The organism is Paenibacillus sp. GCM10027628 (assembly GCF_042676385.1).
Taxonomy (GTDB): domain Bacteria; phylum Bacillota; class Bacilli; order Paenibacillales; family NBRC-103111; genus Paenibacillus_E.
The window spans coordinates 167,848-186,553 of record NZ_JBHTHA010000005.1; the positions used below are offsets into that span (position 1 = coordinate 167,848).

An 18,706-nucleotide genomic window follows, 5' to 3' on the forward strand; every position below is an offset into this window, starting at 1 on the left:
TGGAGGTTTTTTAGGGCTACCGCCATCTTATACCGACCATAAAAAAAGGCCAACCAGCTATTTCTGGTTAACCTGATAATACGAAATAGCCGCCATTTAGGCACCCTACCTCACTTTTTCCACTTAACTCCTCTCTAATTGGGACTCCAAATAACGCTTGTTCTGTAGGATACGCTCATCATTTGGCCGAAAACGACGAGCAGCTTCATTATGCTGATAAGCCAACTCGTGTTTGCCAATTCGGTCGTAACAAACGCACAACTGCAAGTGGGGCTACCAAGTGGAGCACACAGGATTTACAAATCCCCAGCATTCTTTAGGTTGTTCCAATTGAGTAGCTAACGTATACCAAAATATGGATGTCTGCATGTCGTTTTTTTGTAAAAAGTGATAACCTAACCGACAACAAAACTCTGGGCGAGGAGGACCGAATTGAAACGATCTTAAAGAGGAGAGAAGCTCGTTTTGCTGATCTCCGAGTTTATGAAAGGCATCCGCTAGTTTTCCACAAGCTGAAATATTGTCTTCCACCCAGGCTTAATCGTTTTTCGTAAATTCGGAGATTTCTATCATTGTCATGATGAAGGCTGCTGTGCGTAACAGCTATATCGCTATTTATGATAAATTCCCACACTTCCAGATACTCATGCACGGAGCCGATCCATTGGAACTGATTGCTTCTTTTCACTAGCCGATTGCGTCTTACGCTTGACGTAACCTCACCAAATTCATCGAATGCTAGGTGATAATTCATCGTGACAGAATCAACACGATGATCAAGCGTCTCTTTTAAAGCAGCAAATTTAATGCGATCCTTTTCCGTCAAAATGTCATCCGCATCCAGCCAAAAAATATAGTCCTTACTCGCTTGATTAAAAGCATAATTGCGGGCTACTGCAAAATCATCAACCCAAACAAAATCGTAAATTCGCTCCGTGTATTTTCGTACAATGGATTTGGTTTGATCGGTCGATCCGGTATCTACAATAATAATCTCATCTATGACATCACAAACGGAATTTAGGCATCTCTCGATGATATCCTCTTCGTTTTTAACAATCATACAAAGACTAACTGAAATCAAAATGCTCACCTCGTAATAGGTATATTCGAAAAGACATCCCTATGTGGAGCCTAAGTTTGAGAGAGAAAATACGCATATTCTAATGGTCTGCTATAAATTTTGCGTTTAAAACTCTTAAGATCTTTGTATATATCTTTTTGGGGTTTTCCATTAAGTTCAATAATCCATAGCTTACTTTGCTTGTCTAATACAAAATCGACACTCAATTCTCCCAATGAACCCATATGATTTTCTGCTTCTTCTGCGGCCTTTACACTTACCTCATATAGAGACCGGAGGATTTCATTCATTGTTTCCGGCGTAAATAATCGCGGAAGAATTTTGGCAAAGTCATAAATGGTTTCACACATGCTTGTGTTAAAGTAATGTTCATGAGCCACTCTACATGTTATGGCAGAAACCGTCCATTCTCCAAGAATACCTTTTTGAACAAGGACCCGGATATCAAAATACTTATGATTTAATTGACTCATACGAATCCCTTGCTGAACTATGAATTCTTTTAGCCCGAGAAGTTCATCTAATATCTCCTGAAAACCTTCATTTTTTCTGCAAATATATCTGGGTGCCGAGCTATGCAAAGAGATGTGAATATCACTATTATCCATTAGTTCAACCCGGTACACAGACTCCCCCTTAGATCCGTAAGAAGGCTTAATGTATACTAGTTTATATTTCTCTAATAGTTCCGATACATTCGCTTCATTATATAAAAATGTGTCTGGTACATAGGGATTAAGATTTGACTGTTTTAATAGGCTATAAAGATCCCATTTATTAAAAAAATTGATATTGTTAAAACATTTGTTCCTGCCAATCGCCTTCTCCAAGCGTTCAATGGTTATTAATGTTTTGTTAAAACTTCGGTTATAAACGACATGAGGAAAAGGGAACGAACTTTGTTTCCATATGCCCTTTGTCAGGCTAAGTCCAATAATACGTTGTTCCTTCCAAAGAATATCTGCCGGCGTAAAGGCGTAAAGTTTCAGGTTTAGATTGTGATTACGTTGATAAAGCTCCAAAATTCTTTTTCTACTGTTCCTTTTAGTTACCAGAATACCTATTAAAGGGCGATTCTCCAAACTCATCACTCCCATGCCTTCGATCTTTTTTATTATCTAATGCAAGAATAGACATATTGCTATAGGACAAGAACATAGATGAACAGAAAATCAGCGAATTTACTATTCTATTTGCCTATTTTTCAGTTGATAGGTACTTGCTGTGTTTACCTTTTTAAGCTTTTAATATGATAAATTACGTTTGAAAATAGGGAGATGAGACTATGGGAAGATGTAATTGTCCACCAGGACCTCCTGGACCTCCTGGCCCTACTGGACCTCCAGGACCTCCTGGACCACAAGGACAGCAACTGCTTCAAGAACTTGGAGGAGCAATTGGAGAAGCTGGACCACAAGGACTTGCAGGAGCACTTGGACCAGCTGGTTTGGCAGGACTTGTAGGAGCAATTGGAGAAGCTGGACCGCAAGGACTTGCAGGAGCACTTGGACCAGCTGGACTGGCAGGAATTGCAGGTGCAATTGGACCGGCTGGACTGGCAGGAATTGCAGGTGCAATTGGACCGACTGGACTGGCAGGAATTGCAGGTGCACTTGGCGAAGCCGGACTGGCAGGACCTACAGGGGCAACGGGACCAGCAGGGCCTGCGGGGGCAACGGGACCTGCAGGACCTGCGGGGGCAACGGGCGCAACAGGATCTGCAGGGCCTGCAGGAGCAACAGGTGCAACAGGACCATCAGGTGCGACGGGGGCAACAGGTGCAACGGGTGGCGTATTAGGCTTTGCTGATTTTTTTGCGCTGATGCCTCCTGATAATGCAGCAACTGTGGCTCCCGGCACAGACGTTAGTTTTCCGCAAGATGGACCTACTAGTGGGACTACTATTTTACGTATTGGTCCCAGTTCCTTTAACTTGGCTGCAATTGGCACCTATCAGGTCTTGTTTCAGGTGAGTGTGACTGAAGCAGGTCAACTGATTTTAACTCTCAATGGCGCTGACCTAGCTTATACAGTAGTCGGGCGAGCAACAGGTACTTCTCAGATCGTAGAAATGGCTCTTGTGCAAACGACAGTCATCAATTCAATTCTCACAGTACGAAATCCTGCCGGCAATTCCACGGCACTAACCATCACTCCTCTCGCTGGAGGAACACGGCCTGTTTCTGCACACCTTATTATCACGCAAATCGCATAGTTAGAAATAGAAATGGGTATTCTCGTCATGAGGAACGCTTGAGAAAGGGATGGCTTTTCCAGATTAGCCGCGTTTCGGGTACGAAAAAAACCTAATGAGTATGAGCCTCTTCTATACGATTCCCTTTAAAATTGCAACCGGACAGACTGATTGCGTGTCAGTTTGTCCGGAACAAAAGCTAGTATGTTACTTTCATCCTTCACCAGTTTTTCGAACTTCTTCCCTTGGTGCTTCACGATTACGTATATCAAATTTTCCGTAACCAACTAGATTAACTGCTTTGCACTACTTTAAAGCTTAATTTTGGCTCTAATCTCTGATTTCACTACATAAAGCTTTTTTAAGGAATAATCGGAAACCTCAGTATCCCATTCTCTGAAATAACTTCTTTTGATTATTCACATTATCGATGCATATAGAAACCATCAACAACATTTCGTTATTTCAATGCCGTCTAATGCCATTTTTTGATTTTTGATAATAGATTCCGGCTTTGGGTTTTGCCAATCGACGGTATCTAAGGTCCACATTATGGTTTTTAAGTTTAAGAGGTCCAGGAGCTTGGGTGATTCCAGTTGCCGTTATACCTGATGAATCAAAAAAGCCAGGAGACAGTATTGGGATAATCCACCTGCTTCTCCTGTGGCGCCTGCTGAAATTACAGCTGATTTTCACGAAATTAAAAGGGCATCCTATCGGTCTGCACGACCGTCGGAATGCCCTTCCAATCCTATTAATCTTCGTTTTCGTCGTACAGCGTGCCAACCAGGAAGACTGGGCTAACAATACTTACGGCAATCGTCCCGCCAGTTGCGGCCGCAGCAGTTAAAGTTGCTGTAAGCGAGTAAGTGATCGAACTTCCTGAGAGACCCGTTTCAGCATAAACAAAGGTTGTTGTTGTCCCTTTGGGATCTACGGGAGGAATTGCCGCTACGCCGGTAGCGTTGCTGCCTCCGTCGGTTGTTGTATACACAGGAACCGTTGCACCTGAACCCACTTTCCGACTGAGTTGAAATGAGATCTGGTAATCGCCGGCTGTTGCCGTTCCGCCAAGATCCATCACATGATTGATCGTCGCCGTCACAACTTCACGGTCGTTGCTGTTGGCACCTTTTACAGTTACAGAACCCAGATTAACGGGGACACCTACAGTCAGAGTCGCCGGAAGGGGTGGTACAAGCCCTGCACCGTTTGAGAAATCCAGATACTTCACTCTTGCATTTCTTGCCATTCTTTCATTCCTCCTTAATAGTTATGAGAGATTATTGATTGGACATGCCGGACAATTGAAGTAAAAATGGCCTCAATCGTAAGAGATGATTGAGGCGACAGGCACTAATTAACCGGCACTATTAATCGTTCTCGTCAATAACGCCGCCGTCATAGTGAACTCTTGTGACAACTGGTGCTCCAACGGCTCCTGTGGAGATCGTAAGCGCAGTAAGAAGCGGAATCACAGTTCCAATAGCAGCTGTTAATCCACCAGTTAAGAGTGTGCCTGGCGTTGCAGTAGCTGTCAAGATATAAGTGTGAGTACCCGTTGGAGCTGCTTTGTCAGTTATTTCGAACGTGCTAGTTGCCAAAAGACCAGCTAATGCAGTTGTAGGTATTGATGTAGCGGCTGTTAAGCCTGCGGCAGATGCTCCAAGAACAAGCGGGACACTTAATGCTCTGGAATCGGTATATTGTCCACACAGCGTACCGCCAACCACATCGCGCCAAATTTGGAAAGTAATGCTTTGGGTTACCGTTAAAGGAAGCGTTAAAGTGCCAGCGGCTATTGCTGTTGCTGCCCCAGCTGTTACCGTAGCTCCAGGTGCAATGGTCGGAGTCCATTCTACCGAGACTGTCAGCTCTTGACGGTCGTTGGATCTGATTCGTTTCAAAACCAGACCTGTCCCAAGACCTGTAAGTGTACCGACCGTGATCGGAGGGGTAATGCTAAGAGCTGGAGTCAGCGGGAGATCAACGGATTCATACCACTTGATTCTTGGATCAAGATCTTTTGAACTCATGTTCTGTTTCCTCCTCGAAAATTATTATTTTGTACTACAATATAGTAGATGTAGATAGAAACCCTATTGCTTGGACAAATAAAGGAAGCGATTGGTCCATTTTTACATAAAAAGGTGTTTTAGGTATATTCGTTAACCCAATCGCTTTTTAACTTCTTCGCATAAACTAGTGGGATAAGCATTGTTTAATAGAGAAAGTGATGGTTAATCATCCTAAAATCGAAGAGGAGATGACCGACGTGGAAGATTTTCGATCAATTACCGTAAGCAAAGGGAAGCCACTGCAAATTGATAATCCAACAAGCTACAATTTAATCGGTCAAGGAGCACAAGGGGCCGTATTTCAGCTTTCATCCAAGCGCTGCGTTAAAATTTATTTAAAGAATGAAGATGCCATAAGGGAGAACCATGTGTTAAAAATAGTAAATGATGCGAATTCCCCTTTCTTTCCTAAAGTCTATGAAACAGGCTCGAATTATATCGTTATGGAATATATAAAGGGTCCGACGCTTAGCCAATATTTGAGCAAAAAGAAGCGTATGCCGAGATGGTTGACCAAACAACTTGTTAGGATGCTCAGGGAAATGAAAAAGCTGAAGTTTGCTCGCCTTGACGCAAGCCCTCGCCACATCTTCGTCGTCAATGGCGAACGCCTGCAAGTTATCGATCACGTCAATTCCTTCAAAAAACAAATTCCCTATCCGAGAGAAATACTGGCCGAGCTTGAGTCACGAAAATTAAAAAAAGGGTTCCTCAGACAGGTCAAACGATCGAATCCCTACCTGTATCAAAAATGGTCAAAGCTTCAATAACATCGTTAACGCATCGATCAGCGTCATAAGATGAGATAAAAACCGTCCCGGCCCGGGACGGTTTTTATACGTTTGATTCACCATAGGAGTCCCTTATAGTGATTGGAATCAGGGATTGTATCTAAGATGCGAACCAGATCAATGACCGGTTTGGATGCCAAAATATCTGTGACAAACGATTGATATTCGGTGTTTTTTTGCGTCACGATAATCAGGTCGGCAAACTCATTAATGTCCGATAAATCAGGAGTGAGCAGATTAGCCAAATGAGGAACCGTAGATTCAATATATTGTTTGTTCGCACCGACCAACTGAGAAGCAAGCACGTTATGATCATAAATCCTGATTTCGTAGCCTTTTCCGATCAATCGTTCCAGAAGCTTAACGACCGGACTTTCTCTCAAATCATCCGTTCCGGATTTAAATGCCAGACCGAGTACTCCGATCCGTACCTTTCCCTCTGCAAGAACCATATCCAGCGCGCGTTCGATCAGATGTGCGTTGCTGCGTTCAACGGACGACAACACCGATAGCTCCACATTTCGCGACCTGGCCATAGCGTTGAGCGCTTTTAAGTCCTTCGGCAAGCAAGAACCTCCATAAGCAAAGCCCGGCATCAGATACGCCGGCGAGATATTGAGATGATGATCCTGGCAGAACAAATTCATTAGCAAGTGAGGGTCAACGCCCATTGAATGGCAAAGCGCACCAATTTCATTGGCAAATACGACTTTCAATGCGTGGAACGAGTTGTTGACGTATTTAATCATCTCCGCCACTTCTCTTTCCGTCTCCAGGATCGGGGCAGGGAGGGAACCATAGATTAGGCGAAGCATACCTAAGGCTTTTTCGTTATGGGTACCGATTAAGGTGTATGGCGGATGAAAGTAATCGTCAATACTGGTTCCTTCACGTAAAAACTCCGGATTGCTGACGACTGCAAAATCCTCATCGATTCGCTTGCCGGATCGGGCAATGATCTGCTCGATTTCCCGGCACGTTCCGGGTGGTACGGTAGATCGGATGATAATGGTTTGGAATGCCTCCCTTTTCTTAATGACAGCGCTAATTTGATCGGCTACGTGCCATATAAAAGAGAGGTCCGGGTAGCCGTTCCTGTCGGAAGGCGTTCCCACACAGATAAGGCAAATGTCAGCCTGCGTGACGGCGTACTGAATATCGCTTGTCGCGGATAGCCGTCCCGCCCTGTGCTGCTTTTCTACCAGTTCGGCGATGCCTTTCTCAATAATGGTCGGCTTGCCTTGATTGATCAAGTCTACTTTATGCGGATTCACATCCACACCGATCACCTGATTGCTGAGCTGGGCCAGACATGCTGCCGATACGCACCCCACATAGCCAAGACCAAAAACGGAAATCGTATACGTCTGAGTCGTCATATTCCTTTCCATCTCCTGTACTTTTCGATTTCACGAACCACTTTCTTAGAGATTTCCCTCCAATTGTAGGTTTGAAGAAGTTCTATTCTCGCATTTCGGGCTCTCTCCTTTGCTTCAGCGGATCTCTCCATCACAAGTCTCATCTTCATTTGCAAATCCTTTAACGACGGCTCTGCCCAATAGTGTCCATTAAACAAAGGATTTTCATTATTCGAAATCCGGGTTAATCCTTCAATATCAATCAAATAGGCATTGTGTTCATTCATGAAATCGGTATGGCCGCTCCAATTGGTCCCGATCACAGGCAGTTCCATTAGCATCGCCTCGAAAAACGGCCTCCCCCATCCTTCTCCTCTGGTTGGCAGAACAAATGCGTCACAGGTTCGGTACAACCCGGCAATGTCTGCCGGCGTTAACATATGATCAATCAGATAGACAGGCGGACGTTCTTCTTTCGACTTAGGGTGAGTGTCAATGACTCGTTCAACGATATCGGTTCTGCTGCTATCGCGTATTTTGATCACCAAGGCAACGCGATCCTCAATTGAAAACTCGTTAAGAAAGGCATGCAGCAGAATATCGTACCCTTTGCGCTTCTTCAAATCGAAAACGGACAGGAACAGGAACGATGCGGATACGGGAATGGATAGCGGAGGACCCTCCGGGGAAAATTCGTTAAAATCAAAAAAATTGGGAATCAAACGCAGTGGAACCTCCACCCCGGAAGAAGCGAAGGTCAACCTGTTGAATTCGCTTTGCACCCACACTTCATTGAACTTGTTTAACTTTGGCACCCAGTCTTCCGGAATGCGGTCGGTCTCAAACGTTGTTCGGGCTATATTGAAATGAAAATCGGGATTAAACCGCAGATGAGCTCCGACCCAGTTGTAGATATACACATCGTTAGACAACAAACGAGTGTTCTCAAACGAAGAAATATACCGAACCTCTCTTGGATGCAATACGGCATGTTTGTCGGATGAATCCCTTGGAATAATTCGGACACGATAGCCTGCTCGATCTAGTATCCGCAATAAGTTACGATTCCCTTCAGCGAGCCCGTGTCCATTGTAAAAGATACCTTCGAGCAGGATATTCATCTACTTCCGCACCTTCCCGATTCATCTGAATATCCCCTGATATTTTTCTATTTCTTGAACTACACTTCTGGCTACAACACGTGCATTGTATTTCTGCAACAAGTCCCTGCGTGCATTTTTGCCGACTTCTTTCGCTTCCTCTTGATGCTCGAATATATATCTCATTTTCTTCTGCAGGTCCTTCCTCGATGGCTCCGCCCAATAATGACCGTTGAACAGGGACGCTTCATTCTCAATGGGAGTCAAGCCCTTCACCCGAATCAGGTAAGAGTTCTGTTCATTCATGAATTCGGTATGCCCGCTCCAATCCGTACCAATCACCGGCATTTCCATTAACATCGCTTCAAAAAAAGGTCTTCCCCATCCCTCTCCTCTGGTCGGGAGCACAAACGCGTCACACATGCGGTATAAGCTAAGAATGTCTGACATGTACAACATTTGATCGATCATATAGACACGAGGCCGTTCCATTTTCGGCTTATGATGACCCTCGATCAATTGCTCGATCACCTCGGTTTTGCTGTTATTCCGAATCTTAATCACTAAGGCCACAGGTTCATCACTTGAAAATTCATTCAGAAACGCGTTCAGGAGAACATCGTAACCTTTACGCTTCTTCAAATCGAAAACAGACAGAAATAAGAAAGACTCTGAAAATGAGTTCATTAATTTAGGCCCTTGCGGTGTAAATTCACTAAGATCAAAAAAGTTGGGAATCAATCGTAAGGGAACGGTTACGCCCGAGGAGGTGAACGTCTTTTGATTAAACGTGCTCTGAACCCACACTTCGTTAAATTTATTTAACTCTGTCACCCAAAAATCAGGAATCCGGTCTGTCTCGAACGTCGTTCTAGCGATATTGATACGAAACTCGGGGTTGTATCGGACATTGGAACCGACCCAGTTATAGAAATAAATATCATTCGAAGTTAATTGGGTATTCTCGAACGAGGAAATGAACTTCACCTCACTCGCAGGCAATACCTTATGTTTGTCAGCCTTATCTCGCGCCGAGATCCTTACGCGATATCCTGCATGATGGAGGATTCTGAGCAAGATGCGATTCCCCTCCGCAAGCCCGTGCCCATTATAAAATTTCCCGTCCAACAAGATATTCATAGTCCCCACCTTCCTTCAGGCACGAAACTTATTGATTTCTTTCTTTACCCTTTCAGCAATCTCACCTAGATTGTAGTTTTTCAATAGATCGCTGCGTGCCTTTTGACCGATTTCCTTGGCTGCCTCCGGGTGCGAATAGACATACCGCATTTTCCGCTGCAAATCGGCTACGGACGGCTGCGCCCAATAATGACCGTTAAACAAAGGGAAATCGCTGTTTTGTATATGGGTGAATCGCTCAACTTGGATGAGGAACGAGTTCCGTTCGTTCATAAATTCCGTGTGCCCGCTCCAATTCGTGCCGATCACCGGCATTTCCAGCAGCATAGCCTCAAAAAACGGCCTTCCCCATCCCTCCCCGTGAGTCGGGAGAACAAACGCATCGCAAGCTTTATACAAGCTGAGAAGCTCCTGCGTAGATAACATTTGGTCAATGATGTAAATTTTAGGTCTTTCCTTTTTTGGCTTAGGATGATCTTCAATGATCTCGTGCAACTTGTTGATATTGTCGCTATTGCGTATCTTAATGACCAAGGCCACTTCATCCTGAAATGAAAATTCTTGAAGAAAAGCATGAAGCAGAATATCGTAACCCTTGCGTTCCTGAAGGTCAAAGACAGATAGAAATGTATAGCCATCCGGAATCGGCAGCGATAATTTCTGACTTTTTACATCGTACATGTGGAGGTCAAAAAAATTAGGAATGAACCGGAGGGGGACAGTTACCCCAGAGGATGTAAAGGTATTGAGATTAAATGTGCTTTGTATCCATACTTCCTCGAATTTATTCAATTCAGCTACCCAGCTGCTTGGAATCCGGTCAGTTTCAAACGTCGTGCGGGCAATATTGATGCGGAAATCCGGATTATGCCGTATGGAGGATCCAACGAAATTACAAATATAAATGTCATTGGATTTTAATTTGTTCTTTTCAAAAGAAGCGATGTATTGGATTTCTCTGGAGTTCAATACGAGTTGTTTATCCGCCGTATCTCTGGCCAATATCCGGACACGATAACCCGCCTGATCGAGGATGCGAAGCAAGATTCGGTTTCCTTCCGCGAAGCCGTGTCCATTATAGAATATCCCCTCCAGCAAAATGTTCATCCGGAACCCACCATCCTTCTTACGATCCGCAAACGCAATCCACTCAGGAACGACACGTTTTATTTAACATATTGGGGTTTTCCCTATTTCGACACCGCACTAGTCTAGTTCACCTAATTATTCGCGGATGGGCACTCATAGGCTGAATTTATTTATTTCCTTCACTACTTGATTCGCGACTTTTTGCAAGCTATACGTTTGTAACAGCTCAATTCTTGCTCTCTTCCCCATTGCTTTTGCCTCTTGCTGATGTTCAACGACATATCTCATTTTTTTCTGTAAGTCCGATTTCGAAGGCTCCGCCCAATAATGTCCATCGTATTTGGAAGGATCCGGATGGTCCTTTAATTGGACTGGAACCAGCTTTTCCACATCGATCAAATAGGAATTACCGGCATGCATATACTCGGTCTGCCCGCTCCAGTTCGTTCCAATAACGGGCATTTCCATCAACATGGCCTCAAAAAAGGGTCTTCCCCAGCCTTCCCCCCGTGTAGGAAGGACAAAAGCGTCGCACGCTCTGTATAAGCTGAGCAAATCCGGTGTTTGCAGCATCTGATCCACAATGTAAATCGGCGGACGCTCATCTTTCTGTTTCGGATGGGCATTGATGATCGTTTCCAATTTCTCTACGTTTTCACGATTGCGAACTTTGATCACGAGCGCCACGTCATCCGTGGCTGTGAACTCATTCAGATATGCACGAAGCAGCAAATCATATCCTTTACGTTCAATCAAATCGAAGACCGATAGAAATATAAATGATTGCGGTAAGGGGAGTGCAAACCGTTCACCTTGCGGATGATATTGCGAATCGTTAAAAAAATACGGAATAAATCGCAACGGCACTTTGACGCCGGAAGATTCAAACGTTCTTTTGTTGAAATTACACTGAACCCAGACCTCGTTAAATCGATTTAATTTCGGTACCCATGAAGCAGGCAGACGATCGGTTTCAAATGTCGTATGTGCAATATTGATTCGAAAATCGGGGTGGGTATGAAGCGCTGAACCCGAACCCCGAAAAAGGAAAATATCATTCGACGATAGTTTCGTATGCTCAAAGGAGGACACATAGTCGATTTCTTCCGCTGTTAAGGCCATGCGTTTGTCGGGTTCTTTATCCCTGGCTGCGATTCGGACCCGGTATCCGGACTGATCTAGTATACGGAGCAATGCCCGGTTGCCTTCGGCATATCCGCTTCCGGTATAAAAGTAGCCCTTGAATAGAATGTTCATGTTCAAGTCCAATGGATGCACCGTCCTTTCTAGACCTCTATCTCCAGTATATTTATACCTGTTCATGCCCGTGTTGGGTTAATCTCCCCCTGCACGAATCCAATTTTTATAAAGTTTCTTAAATCTATTTGTTTGGACTCCGATATATGCCGATGCCATGATCCTAATAGCATCATAAAATAATTGATATTAAGCGGTATAAGAAATGTAAGGGACAATAAGAACATGACAGAGGTGACCTTCGTTGTCGGATTCCGAAAGAAGCATTCCATCCAAGAAACACTATATTAGTCTCAAAAATTGGTCTAAAGAAAGAAGTGCCTTCAATGGCCAACCTGTTTATAGAGAATTCAAATTCAAGCAATCCGTCCCCTTAGTTACGCCAAAAGGAATTGATAAAGAGCTTCACGAGCACTTTCGCAATGTGGCTGATCGATGGGAAAAAAGAGCATCCAAGATAGCGGCTAGAGTAGCCGTTATCGAAAATGGCCGGATCTATGGAATCAAGGGAGTGCTTCTGACTCCTGACAACAAAGTGCTCAAGAGTGTGACCAAAGCGGTTATTGAAAATGGGGAGAAACGTCTCCCGGATCCCCGTAGTACCAACCAAACTATAGGAGTTCTAGCGTTTAAATACACGCACAATTATTTTCACTGGATGCTAGACATCTTGCCGCGAATTAAGCTTCTGCGCAAAAGCGAGATTCCCATAGACAAGTATCTCATCAGCCGGCCAGGCAAATTTCCATATGAGGAAATGTTAGACACATTAGGCATTCCTAAAGAGAAAATCATCATGACGGACGAAAACTTCCATTTAAAAGCCAAAAAAATGGTCGTTGTCGATACTTTTTCCGGCTGGGGACGGTACGAGCACTTTTATCCAAAATGGGCATGTGATTTCTTGAGAAATGAACTGTCGGCATGCAACAAGAACAACCCTTCCAAAAAATATGAGCGTATTTATATTAGCCGTGCCCGTGCGGATCGAAGAAATGTGCGGAATGAAGACGAAGTGAGGAAACTTCTGAAGGAATACGGGTTTCGATGCATTCATCTGGAATCACTGTCACACGCGGAACAAATCCGTGTATTTCAATCCGCCCAAATCATTGTCGCCCCTCACGGAGCCGCATTGGCAAATCTGGTTTTTACGAATCCGGACACTAAGCTGATCGAGATCTTTTCACCTAAATATGTGAGAGAATACTATTGGATTATTAGCAGCTATATGAAATTGGATTATTACTACTTAATCGGCGAAGACTTACAATCCACAAGACGCAGGCATTCGAGAGATTTGCAGGAAGATATTGTTATTAATCTTAATTCCTTATCTAAGCTATTGAAAATGGCCGACATTCATAAGAAGTAGGAGCGTGTGATTATGAAACATACGGACCGGACTAACACGCCTGACGGTTACTACAATTCAATAAAGGATTGGATTGTCGCGTCGAATTTACGCAAAAAGAAATATATGAAGAATGTACTTTTTGATGATCCCGTGTTCCTTACCGAGCCTACCGGCCTGGAAAATCCCACCTTTTGGACCGTTCGCTTCTCAGAGTCCACAGCTCCCTTTAAGCAGCGGAACGGACGTATTGACATTATCACAAAGGGGAGGGTTTACGGAGCAAAGCCGGACATTCTAACACCGGATCATAAATTGATTTGGGAGCACTCGCGTGAAAAAAACATAATGCCGGATCAGCATTCCATCTTTCAGCAGAATCGTTTACCCCCGGTGAAAAAGACGACTAAAACATTAGCCTTGCTCAGTATCAAGGATAGCAGGATCTATTACCACTGGATGCTGGATGTTCTCCCACGCCTTCACATCATGAAACAATGTGGAATCCAAGCTGACGCATATATCATTAACGGGAGAAGAATGGCGCCATTTCAATACGAAACCCTAGAAGCTCTGGGGATTCCCAAGGAGAAAGTAATCGTGAGTCACTCCGGTCTTCATCTACAGGCGAAAAAACTGATCATCCCCCATTTCTCGAGGGGCATCCGCCCCAAGTGGGTTTGCGACTTTCTTCGGCAGGAATTAATGATAAACAAAAAAATCGAACCTGTGAAAGGGTTCGAAAGGATCTTTATAAGCCGTGCGAATGCCGGTAAAAGGAAACTGCTTAATGAAGAGGAGGTAATGGGGCTCCTCGCCAAGTATGGTTTTCAAAGCATTAGACTTGAGGAGAAGTCTGTCGCCGAACAAATTCAAATTTTCGCTTCCGCCAAGGTCGTAGTTGCCCCGCATGGAGCCGGCTTGACCAACGTTCTGTTCAGTGACCCGGGAACGAAGGTCATTGAATTTCTCGCACCCAGCCTTGTCCATAACTGCTACCCGATTCTGAGCAGTCTTCTGGGTCATCGGCATTATTACATTATAGGCGAGGGAGAGAGACCTCCCGAATATGTAGATCCTCATGACAGAAAAGCGAATATTACCGTTCGTCTAAGCGATGTTAGGGAAATATTGAAGATGGCCGGAATCCAATGAAAATATCCGACATGGGTACACCTGACAGAGGGGTACATGTCGGATATTTTTATTCGAAATTCGCTTTCCAATAGTCATCAATAATACCGGGAAGCGCTTTTTTCGCATATTTAATGTGCGAGTATAATTTTTCTTTTTCCTTATCCGATACTTTCCAGTCTCCGGGCAAGGAATGAATAATGGTATGGATATCCTCATTCTTGATCTCACTGATTTTCTCTACATAGGAGGTTAACTGCTTCTTGTGATCTATTAAGGAATTGAACCACCGGTACAATTTTCCCTTTCTCACTTGCAATGGAAGGAACTCCCTTTCCGGATTATTCGGGGTTATGTTAAAACAATTCGCATGGTCTATCATTTCAAAATAGTATTGATGACCGACTGGCCTTAGCAGCAAATTTTTCAAATTACGATCCGAATTGCTCACCCAATGATCAAAGACGAGCAGTCCGCCGACCTGATTCAAGTTGTTGATTTGATCCTTGACAGGACGTCCCTTCAGATCAGTGACGTGTAACGAATGCTTTGTATATCTGCTGGCAAACTGCTTTCCTGATTTGAAATTTTTTTGATGTAAGTTTTCGTTTTCCTCAATAAATTGCTTGGAAATACGAACTACCTTATATCGAGGAATGGGCAGTTCCAGCAAACTGGCGAGGTTATTCACGATATACTCGTTGATAAGTACCCAATTCCCCTGAGGATTATTCTTGAATTTCACTACGTAGTTGTGATGATCACTGAACTCAATCAAATGTGGTGATGATTTGCCTCTGGACATAGATCGTATATAGGAAACCGGCTTTAATTTCCCCATGCTGACTCTCCTCTTCAGAACATCCTATACACCTATACCTTCATAACAAAATCCTAATTCATTGAGATTCAAATTTATTAAAAAATTCCGTGTATCGAGCATATATCTGTTTCTCATCTTCCAGGAAATCATATCCCATTTCAACATGCGGTACTCCTCCCAATGCGTCAAAAGCATCAGGGCGTCTGCGCTAACCGCCGTTTCTTCCGGATCGTTGCAATATTGAACCGGCAAATGAGGATTTAGTCTCTGAAACATTTCCATGCCCTGCGGATCATGAGCAGCTACACTAGCCCCTAATTCTATAAGTCTCTCTATGATATAAGAAGCTTGCGTACTGCGGGCATCATCCGTATTTGGCTTAAAAGTCAAACCTAGAATACCAATCTTTTTCCCCTTTAAAGTCGATAGGCGCCTCTCGATTTTCTGAATGCAGTAATCATGCATGCTTCTATTCGCATCGATCGCCGCTTTTACAATGGAAAGTTCACTGCCGTATTTTTGACTTGCCGTTAAAATCTCTGCGGTATCTTTGGGAAAACAACTGCCACTCCAGCCGCTGGATACCTGTAGAAATTTATTTCCAATGCGTGAATCAAGCCCCATGCCTTGCGCAACATCAAGTACATTGGCGCCGACAAGATCACAGAGCCTGGCAACTTCGTTAATATAGCTGATCTTGACCGATAGAAAGGCATTCGATACATATTTAATCAATTCCGCACTTTTCGTATCACATTCGAAATAGACGGGCTTGGGCGCACTGTAATTGCTTATCCTTGCGTGCTCCTGCGAAGGAATGTCAAAATCTACACGCTCTAACAAAGGCGAGTACATTTTCCTCATGATGGCCCTAGCTTTCGGATTGATCGTTCCGATGACAATCCGATCGGGGAAGAACACATCCTCCAGCGCATAACCTTCTCTTAGAAATTCCGGATTGCTGACCACTGCAAAATGCCGGTTATGCCTAAGCCCAGACGTTTCTTCGATGATGGATGCAACCAGATCAGCTGTACCCACTGGAACCGTAGATTTATTTACAATCACTGTAAATTTGCCAGGATTGAGATGCTTGCTTATGCTTCTAGCCGCTGACTTGACGTACTTCAGGTCGGCTGTCCCATCAGATCGCGATGGCGTCCCTACTGCGATAAAGACAACATCGGCGTGATATACGCATTCATAATTTTGTGTGGCAGAGAGCATGGAACTACTTACCATCTGTGAAATCATTGATGCAAGACCAGGTTCATAAATAGGACTTTTGCCGGCGTTTATTTCTTTCACTTTGCGTGCATCCGTATCAATAATGATTGTCGGATATCCTAAAACAGCTAGAGCTGTTCCCGTTACGCTGCCGACATAGCCTGAACCCACACAGACAACCTTCATGGCGATGATCCCCTCCTGACGATTACTTTAACAGCTGTACCCTGTATGCTTCGATCGTTCGGCGCAAGCCTTCCGACAATTCAACGAGCGGTTCCCAGCCCAATATCGATCTCGCCTTATCGATTACCGGCCGTCTGACTTTCGGATCATCCTCTGGCAGCGGGCCGAATGTAATCCTGCTATAGGAATTGGTCATTCTCTTAATCATTTGCGCCACCTCAAGAATCGTCACTTCAACGGGATTGCCGATATTGATTAATTGACCGTTCGCTTGATCCCGTTCCATCATAAGCTTGAGTGCGGCTAAAGTATCGTCGACATAACAGAAAGAACGGGTTTGAGATCCGTCGCCATATACCGTCATATCTTGATTCGAAAGGGCCTGGTTGATAAAGTTGGTAATCACCCGGCCATCATCGTTTCGTATTCCCGCCGAATACGTATTAAAGATACGGGCAACCTTAACCTCCAACCCATAACGGTACGCATATTCATAACAAAACACTTCACCGAGCCTTTTGGCTTCATCATAGCAAGCCCTCGGCCCCCACGTGTTTACATGACCACGATATGCTTCATGCTGCGGATGAACCTCCGGATCGCCATAGACTTCACTAGTGCTTGTAAAGACTAACTTCGCCTTGTTGCGCAAAGCCAATTCGAGCATGTGCTTGGTACCAAGGGTATTCACTTCAATCGTTGCAATCGGATTCGCCTGATAATACTTTGGAGATGCCGGGGAAGCCAAGTGATAGATTTCCTCTATACCTTCTAGTTCAGGTATCAACAAGGTTGTTGATTGAACGATATCACAAGGTATGCAAGTGAAGAGTTCTGAACGGGATAGCTCTTGTACATTTTCAATTCTTCCGCTACTGAAATTATCAAGACCAATGACTTGTATGTCTTGGGCAACTAGCTGCTTAGCCAAATGGGATCCCATAAACCCGGCAACGCCTGTAATCAGTACCTTCTTCACTCCGATTCGCCTCCTCCTAATAACATGCGGTGGAGATAGTTCTGAAACTCTTCTTTCAAAGATTCGTTTTTACAGGCCAATTCTACCGTTGCCTTTAAAAATCCTAATTTATCTCCTACATCGTATAGTTTTCCTTCAAATTTGTACGCATACAAACTGTGATTTTGAACGAGCTCCTGCAGAGCATCCGTCAGCTGAAACTCGCCGCCTACTCCCACTGGAATCCCTTCTAATATAGGAAAAATCTCAGGTTCCAGTATATATCTGCCTACGATAGCCACATTGGAAGGAGGGGAGGCAAGCGGCTTTTCCACTAAATTGCTGACTTGAAATAGGCGATCCGCAATGAGCTTCCCCTCCACAATTCCGTACTTGCTGACATCGGACCAACTGACCTCTTCCACGGCAATCACGGATGCTTGCTTCTCTTCGTAGATTTGCATAAGCTGCTTGAGACAGGGGATATCGCTATCGATAATCATGTCGCCGAGCAATACGGCAAACGGCTCGTTGCCAATAAATTTTCGTGCGCACCAAATCGCATGCCCTAGACCGAGTGCCTGCTTTTGCCTCACATAATGAATATTTACAAGGTTGTTAATGTCATCTACCATTTTCAGCAGATTATGTTTGTTCTTTTCTCTCAAATTGAATTCCAGTTCGTAGTTAATATCGAAATGGTCCTCAATGGACCGCTTGCTGCGCCCGGTAACGATCAGGATGTCTTCAATGCCTGAATCTACTGCTTCTTCAACGATATATTGAATGGTCGGCTTATCAACAATGGGCAGCATTTCCTTGGGCATCGCTTTTGTGGCAGGAAGAAATCGGGTTCCTAGACCGGCAGCAGGGATAATAGCTTTTTTAATCTTATTCATTGCCTTCCCTCTTTCTTTACCGATTGTAGCGTCA

At 44.2% G+C, this 18,706-nt stretch carries 16 protein-coding genes and 1 pseudogene; 4 read left to right on the forward strand and 13 right to left on the reverse strand.

The genetic code is table 11. The features are described 5' to 3' along the window. Nucleotides 1-123 precede the first annotated feature (123 nt). A pseudogene (locus ACFQZT_RS08935) lies at nucleotides 124-1,084 on the reverse strand (glycosyltransferase family 2 protein). A 50-nt stretch (nucleotides 1,085-1,134) separates the two neighbouring features. Next, on the reverse strand, nucleotides 1,135-2,172 hold the full coding sequence (locus ACFQZT_RS08940) for a YheC/YheD family endospore coat-associated protein (protein ID WP_379298791.1): 1,038 nt from the start codon (nucleotides 2,170-2,172) through the stop codon (nucleotides 1,135-1,137). A gap of 197 nt (nucleotides 2,173-2,369) precedes the next feature. Between ACFQZT_RS08940 and ACFQZT_RS08945 the strand changes: the two genes are divergently transcribed. Continuing rightward, a complete protein-coding gene (locus tag ACFQZT_RS08945; RefSeq protein ID WP_379298793.1) occupies nucleotides 2,370-3,299 on the forward strand; it encodes a collagen-like domain-containing protein in 930 nt (309 codons plus the stop codon). Nucleotides 3,300-4,032: 733 nt separating this feature from the next. On the opposite strand, the gene ACFQZT_RS08950 is transcribed toward ACFQZT_RS08945, so the two are convergent. Both ACFQZT_RS08950 and ACFQZT_RS08955 read right to left on the reverse strand, forming a co-directional pair. Beyond that, nucleotides 4,033-4,530, reverse strand: a complete 498-nt coding sequence (locus ACFQZT_RS08950) for a hypothetical protein (RefSeq protein ID WP_379298795.1) — start codon at nucleotides 4,528-4,530, stop codon at nucleotides 4,033-4,035. A gap of 121 nt (nucleotides 4,531-4,651) precedes the next feature. After that, the gene (locus ACFQZT_RS08955; protein ID WP_379298797.1) at nucleotides 4,652-5,314 is read right to left on the reverse strand and encodes a hypothetical protein; all 663 of its coding nucleotides are present in this window, start codon (nucleotides 5,312-5,314) and stop codon (nucleotides 4,652-4,654) included. A gap of 239 nt (nucleotides 5,315-5,553) precedes the next feature. Between ACFQZT_RS08955 and ACFQZT_RS08960 the strand changes: the two genes are divergently transcribed. Then, nucleotides 5,554-6,126 carry an AarF/UbiB family protein gene (locus ACFQZT_RS08960; protein ID WP_379298799.1) on the forward strand — a complete coding sequence of 191 codons (573 nt, stop codon included), beginning with the start codon at nucleotides 5,554-5,556 and terminating at the stop codon, nucleotides 6,124-6,126. A 77-nt stretch (nucleotides 6,127-6,203) separates the two neighbouring features. Here the strand turns inward: ACFQZT_RS08960 and ACFQZT_RS08965 are convergent, their stop codons facing one another. From ACFQZT_RS08965 to ACFQZT_RS08985, 5 genes are all read right to left on the reverse strand, one after another. After that, a complete protein-coding gene (locus ACFQZT_RS08965) occupies nucleotides 6,204-7,526 on the reverse strand; it encodes a UDP-glucose dehydrogenase family protein (RefSeq protein ID WP_379298801.1) in 1,323 nt (440 codons plus the stop codon). Further along, a complete protein-coding gene (locus ACFQZT_RS08970) occupies nucleotides 7,523-8,626 on the reverse strand; it encodes a glycosyltransferase family 4 protein (protein WP_379298803.1) in 1,104 nt (367 codons plus the stop codon). Before ACFQZT_RS08970 ends, ACFQZT_RS08965 begins: the two co-directional genes overlap by 4 nt. Nucleotides 8,627-8,647: 21 nt before the next feature. Continuing rightward, nucleotides 8,648-9,745 carry a glycosyltransferase family 4 protein gene (locus ACFQZT_RS08975; RefSeq protein WP_379298805.1) on the reverse strand — a complete coding sequence of 366 codons (1,098 nt, stop codon included), beginning with the start codon at nucleotides 9,743-9,745 and terminating at the stop codon, nucleotides 8,648-8,650. Between the two features lie 15 nt (nucleotides 9,746-9,760). Continuing rightward, nucleotides 9,761-10,852 carry a glycosyltransferase family 4 protein gene (locus ACFQZT_RS08980; RefSeq protein WP_379298807.1) on the reverse strand — a complete coding sequence of 364 codons (1,092 nt, stop codon included), beginning with the start codon at nucleotides 10,850-10,852 and terminating at the stop codon, nucleotides 9,761-9,763. Nucleotides 10,853-10,987: 135 nt separating this feature from the next. Further along, nucleotides 10,988-12,103 carry a glycosyltransferase family 4 protein gene (locus ACFQZT_RS08985; protein WP_379298809.1) on the reverse strand — a complete coding sequence of 372 codons (1,116 nt, stop codon included), beginning with the start codon at nucleotides 12,101-12,103 and terminating at the stop codon, nucleotides 10,988-10,990. A gap of 232 nt (nucleotides 12,104-12,335) precedes the next feature. Here ACFQZT_RS08985 and ACFQZT_RS08990 point away from each other — a divergent pair, with 232 nt between their 5' ends. Together ACFQZT_RS08990 and ACFQZT_RS08995 are read left to right on the forward strand one after the other, a co-directional pair. Further along, nucleotides 12,336-13,466 (forward strand): glycosyltransferase family 61 protein, encoded by a 1,131-nt coding sequence (locus tag ACFQZT_RS08990; protein ID WP_379298811.1) that lies wholly within the window; start codon nucleotides 12,336-12,338, stop codon nucleotides 13,464-13,466. 12 nt (nucleotides 13,467-13,478) lie between these two features. Then, nucleotides 13,479-14,600, forward strand: coding sequence for a glycosyltransferase family 61 protein (locus ACFQZT_RS08995; protein ID WP_379298813.1), 1,122 nt, complete (start codon nucleotides 13,479-13,481; stop codon nucleotides 14,598-14,600). A 49-nt stretch (nucleotides 14,601-14,649) separates the two neighbouring features. Here the strand turns inward: ACFQZT_RS08995 and ACFQZT_RS09000 are convergent, their stop codons facing one another. From ACFQZT_RS09000 to galU, 4 genes are read right to left on the reverse strand one after another with little or no spacing between them, the layout of a single operon-like run. Continuing rightward, nucleotides 14,650-15,420, reverse strand: a complete 771-nt coding sequence (locus ACFQZT_RS09000; RefSeq protein WP_379298815.1) for a HipA family kinase — start codon at nucleotides 15,418-15,420, stop codon at nucleotides 14,650-14,652. A 24-nt stretch (nucleotides 15,421-15,444) separates the two neighbouring features. After that, nucleotides 15,445-16,815: a UDP-glucose dehydrogenase family protein gene (locus ACFQZT_RS09005; RefSeq protein ID WP_379298817.1), complete on the reverse strand. Its 1,371-nt coding sequence runs from the start codon at nucleotides 16,813-16,815 to the stop codon at nucleotides 15,445-15,447. A gap of 22 nt (nucleotides 16,816-16,837) precedes the next feature. Then, entirely contained in the window at nucleotides 16,838-17,794 is a 957-nt protein-coding gene (locus ACFQZT_RS09010; RefSeq protein WP_379298819.1) for a GDP-mannose 4,6-dehydratase, read from the reverse strand. Beyond that, nucleotides 17,791-18,672 (reverse strand): UTP--glucose-1-phosphate uridylyltransferase GalU, encoded by an 882-nt coding sequence (gene galU / locus ACFQZT_RS09015; protein WP_379298821.1) that lies wholly within the window; start codon nucleotides 18,670-18,672, stop codon nucleotides 17,791-17,793. Before galU ends, ACFQZT_RS09010 begins: the two co-directional genes overlap by 4 nt. Nucleotides 18,673-18,706 lie beyond the last annotated feature (34 nt).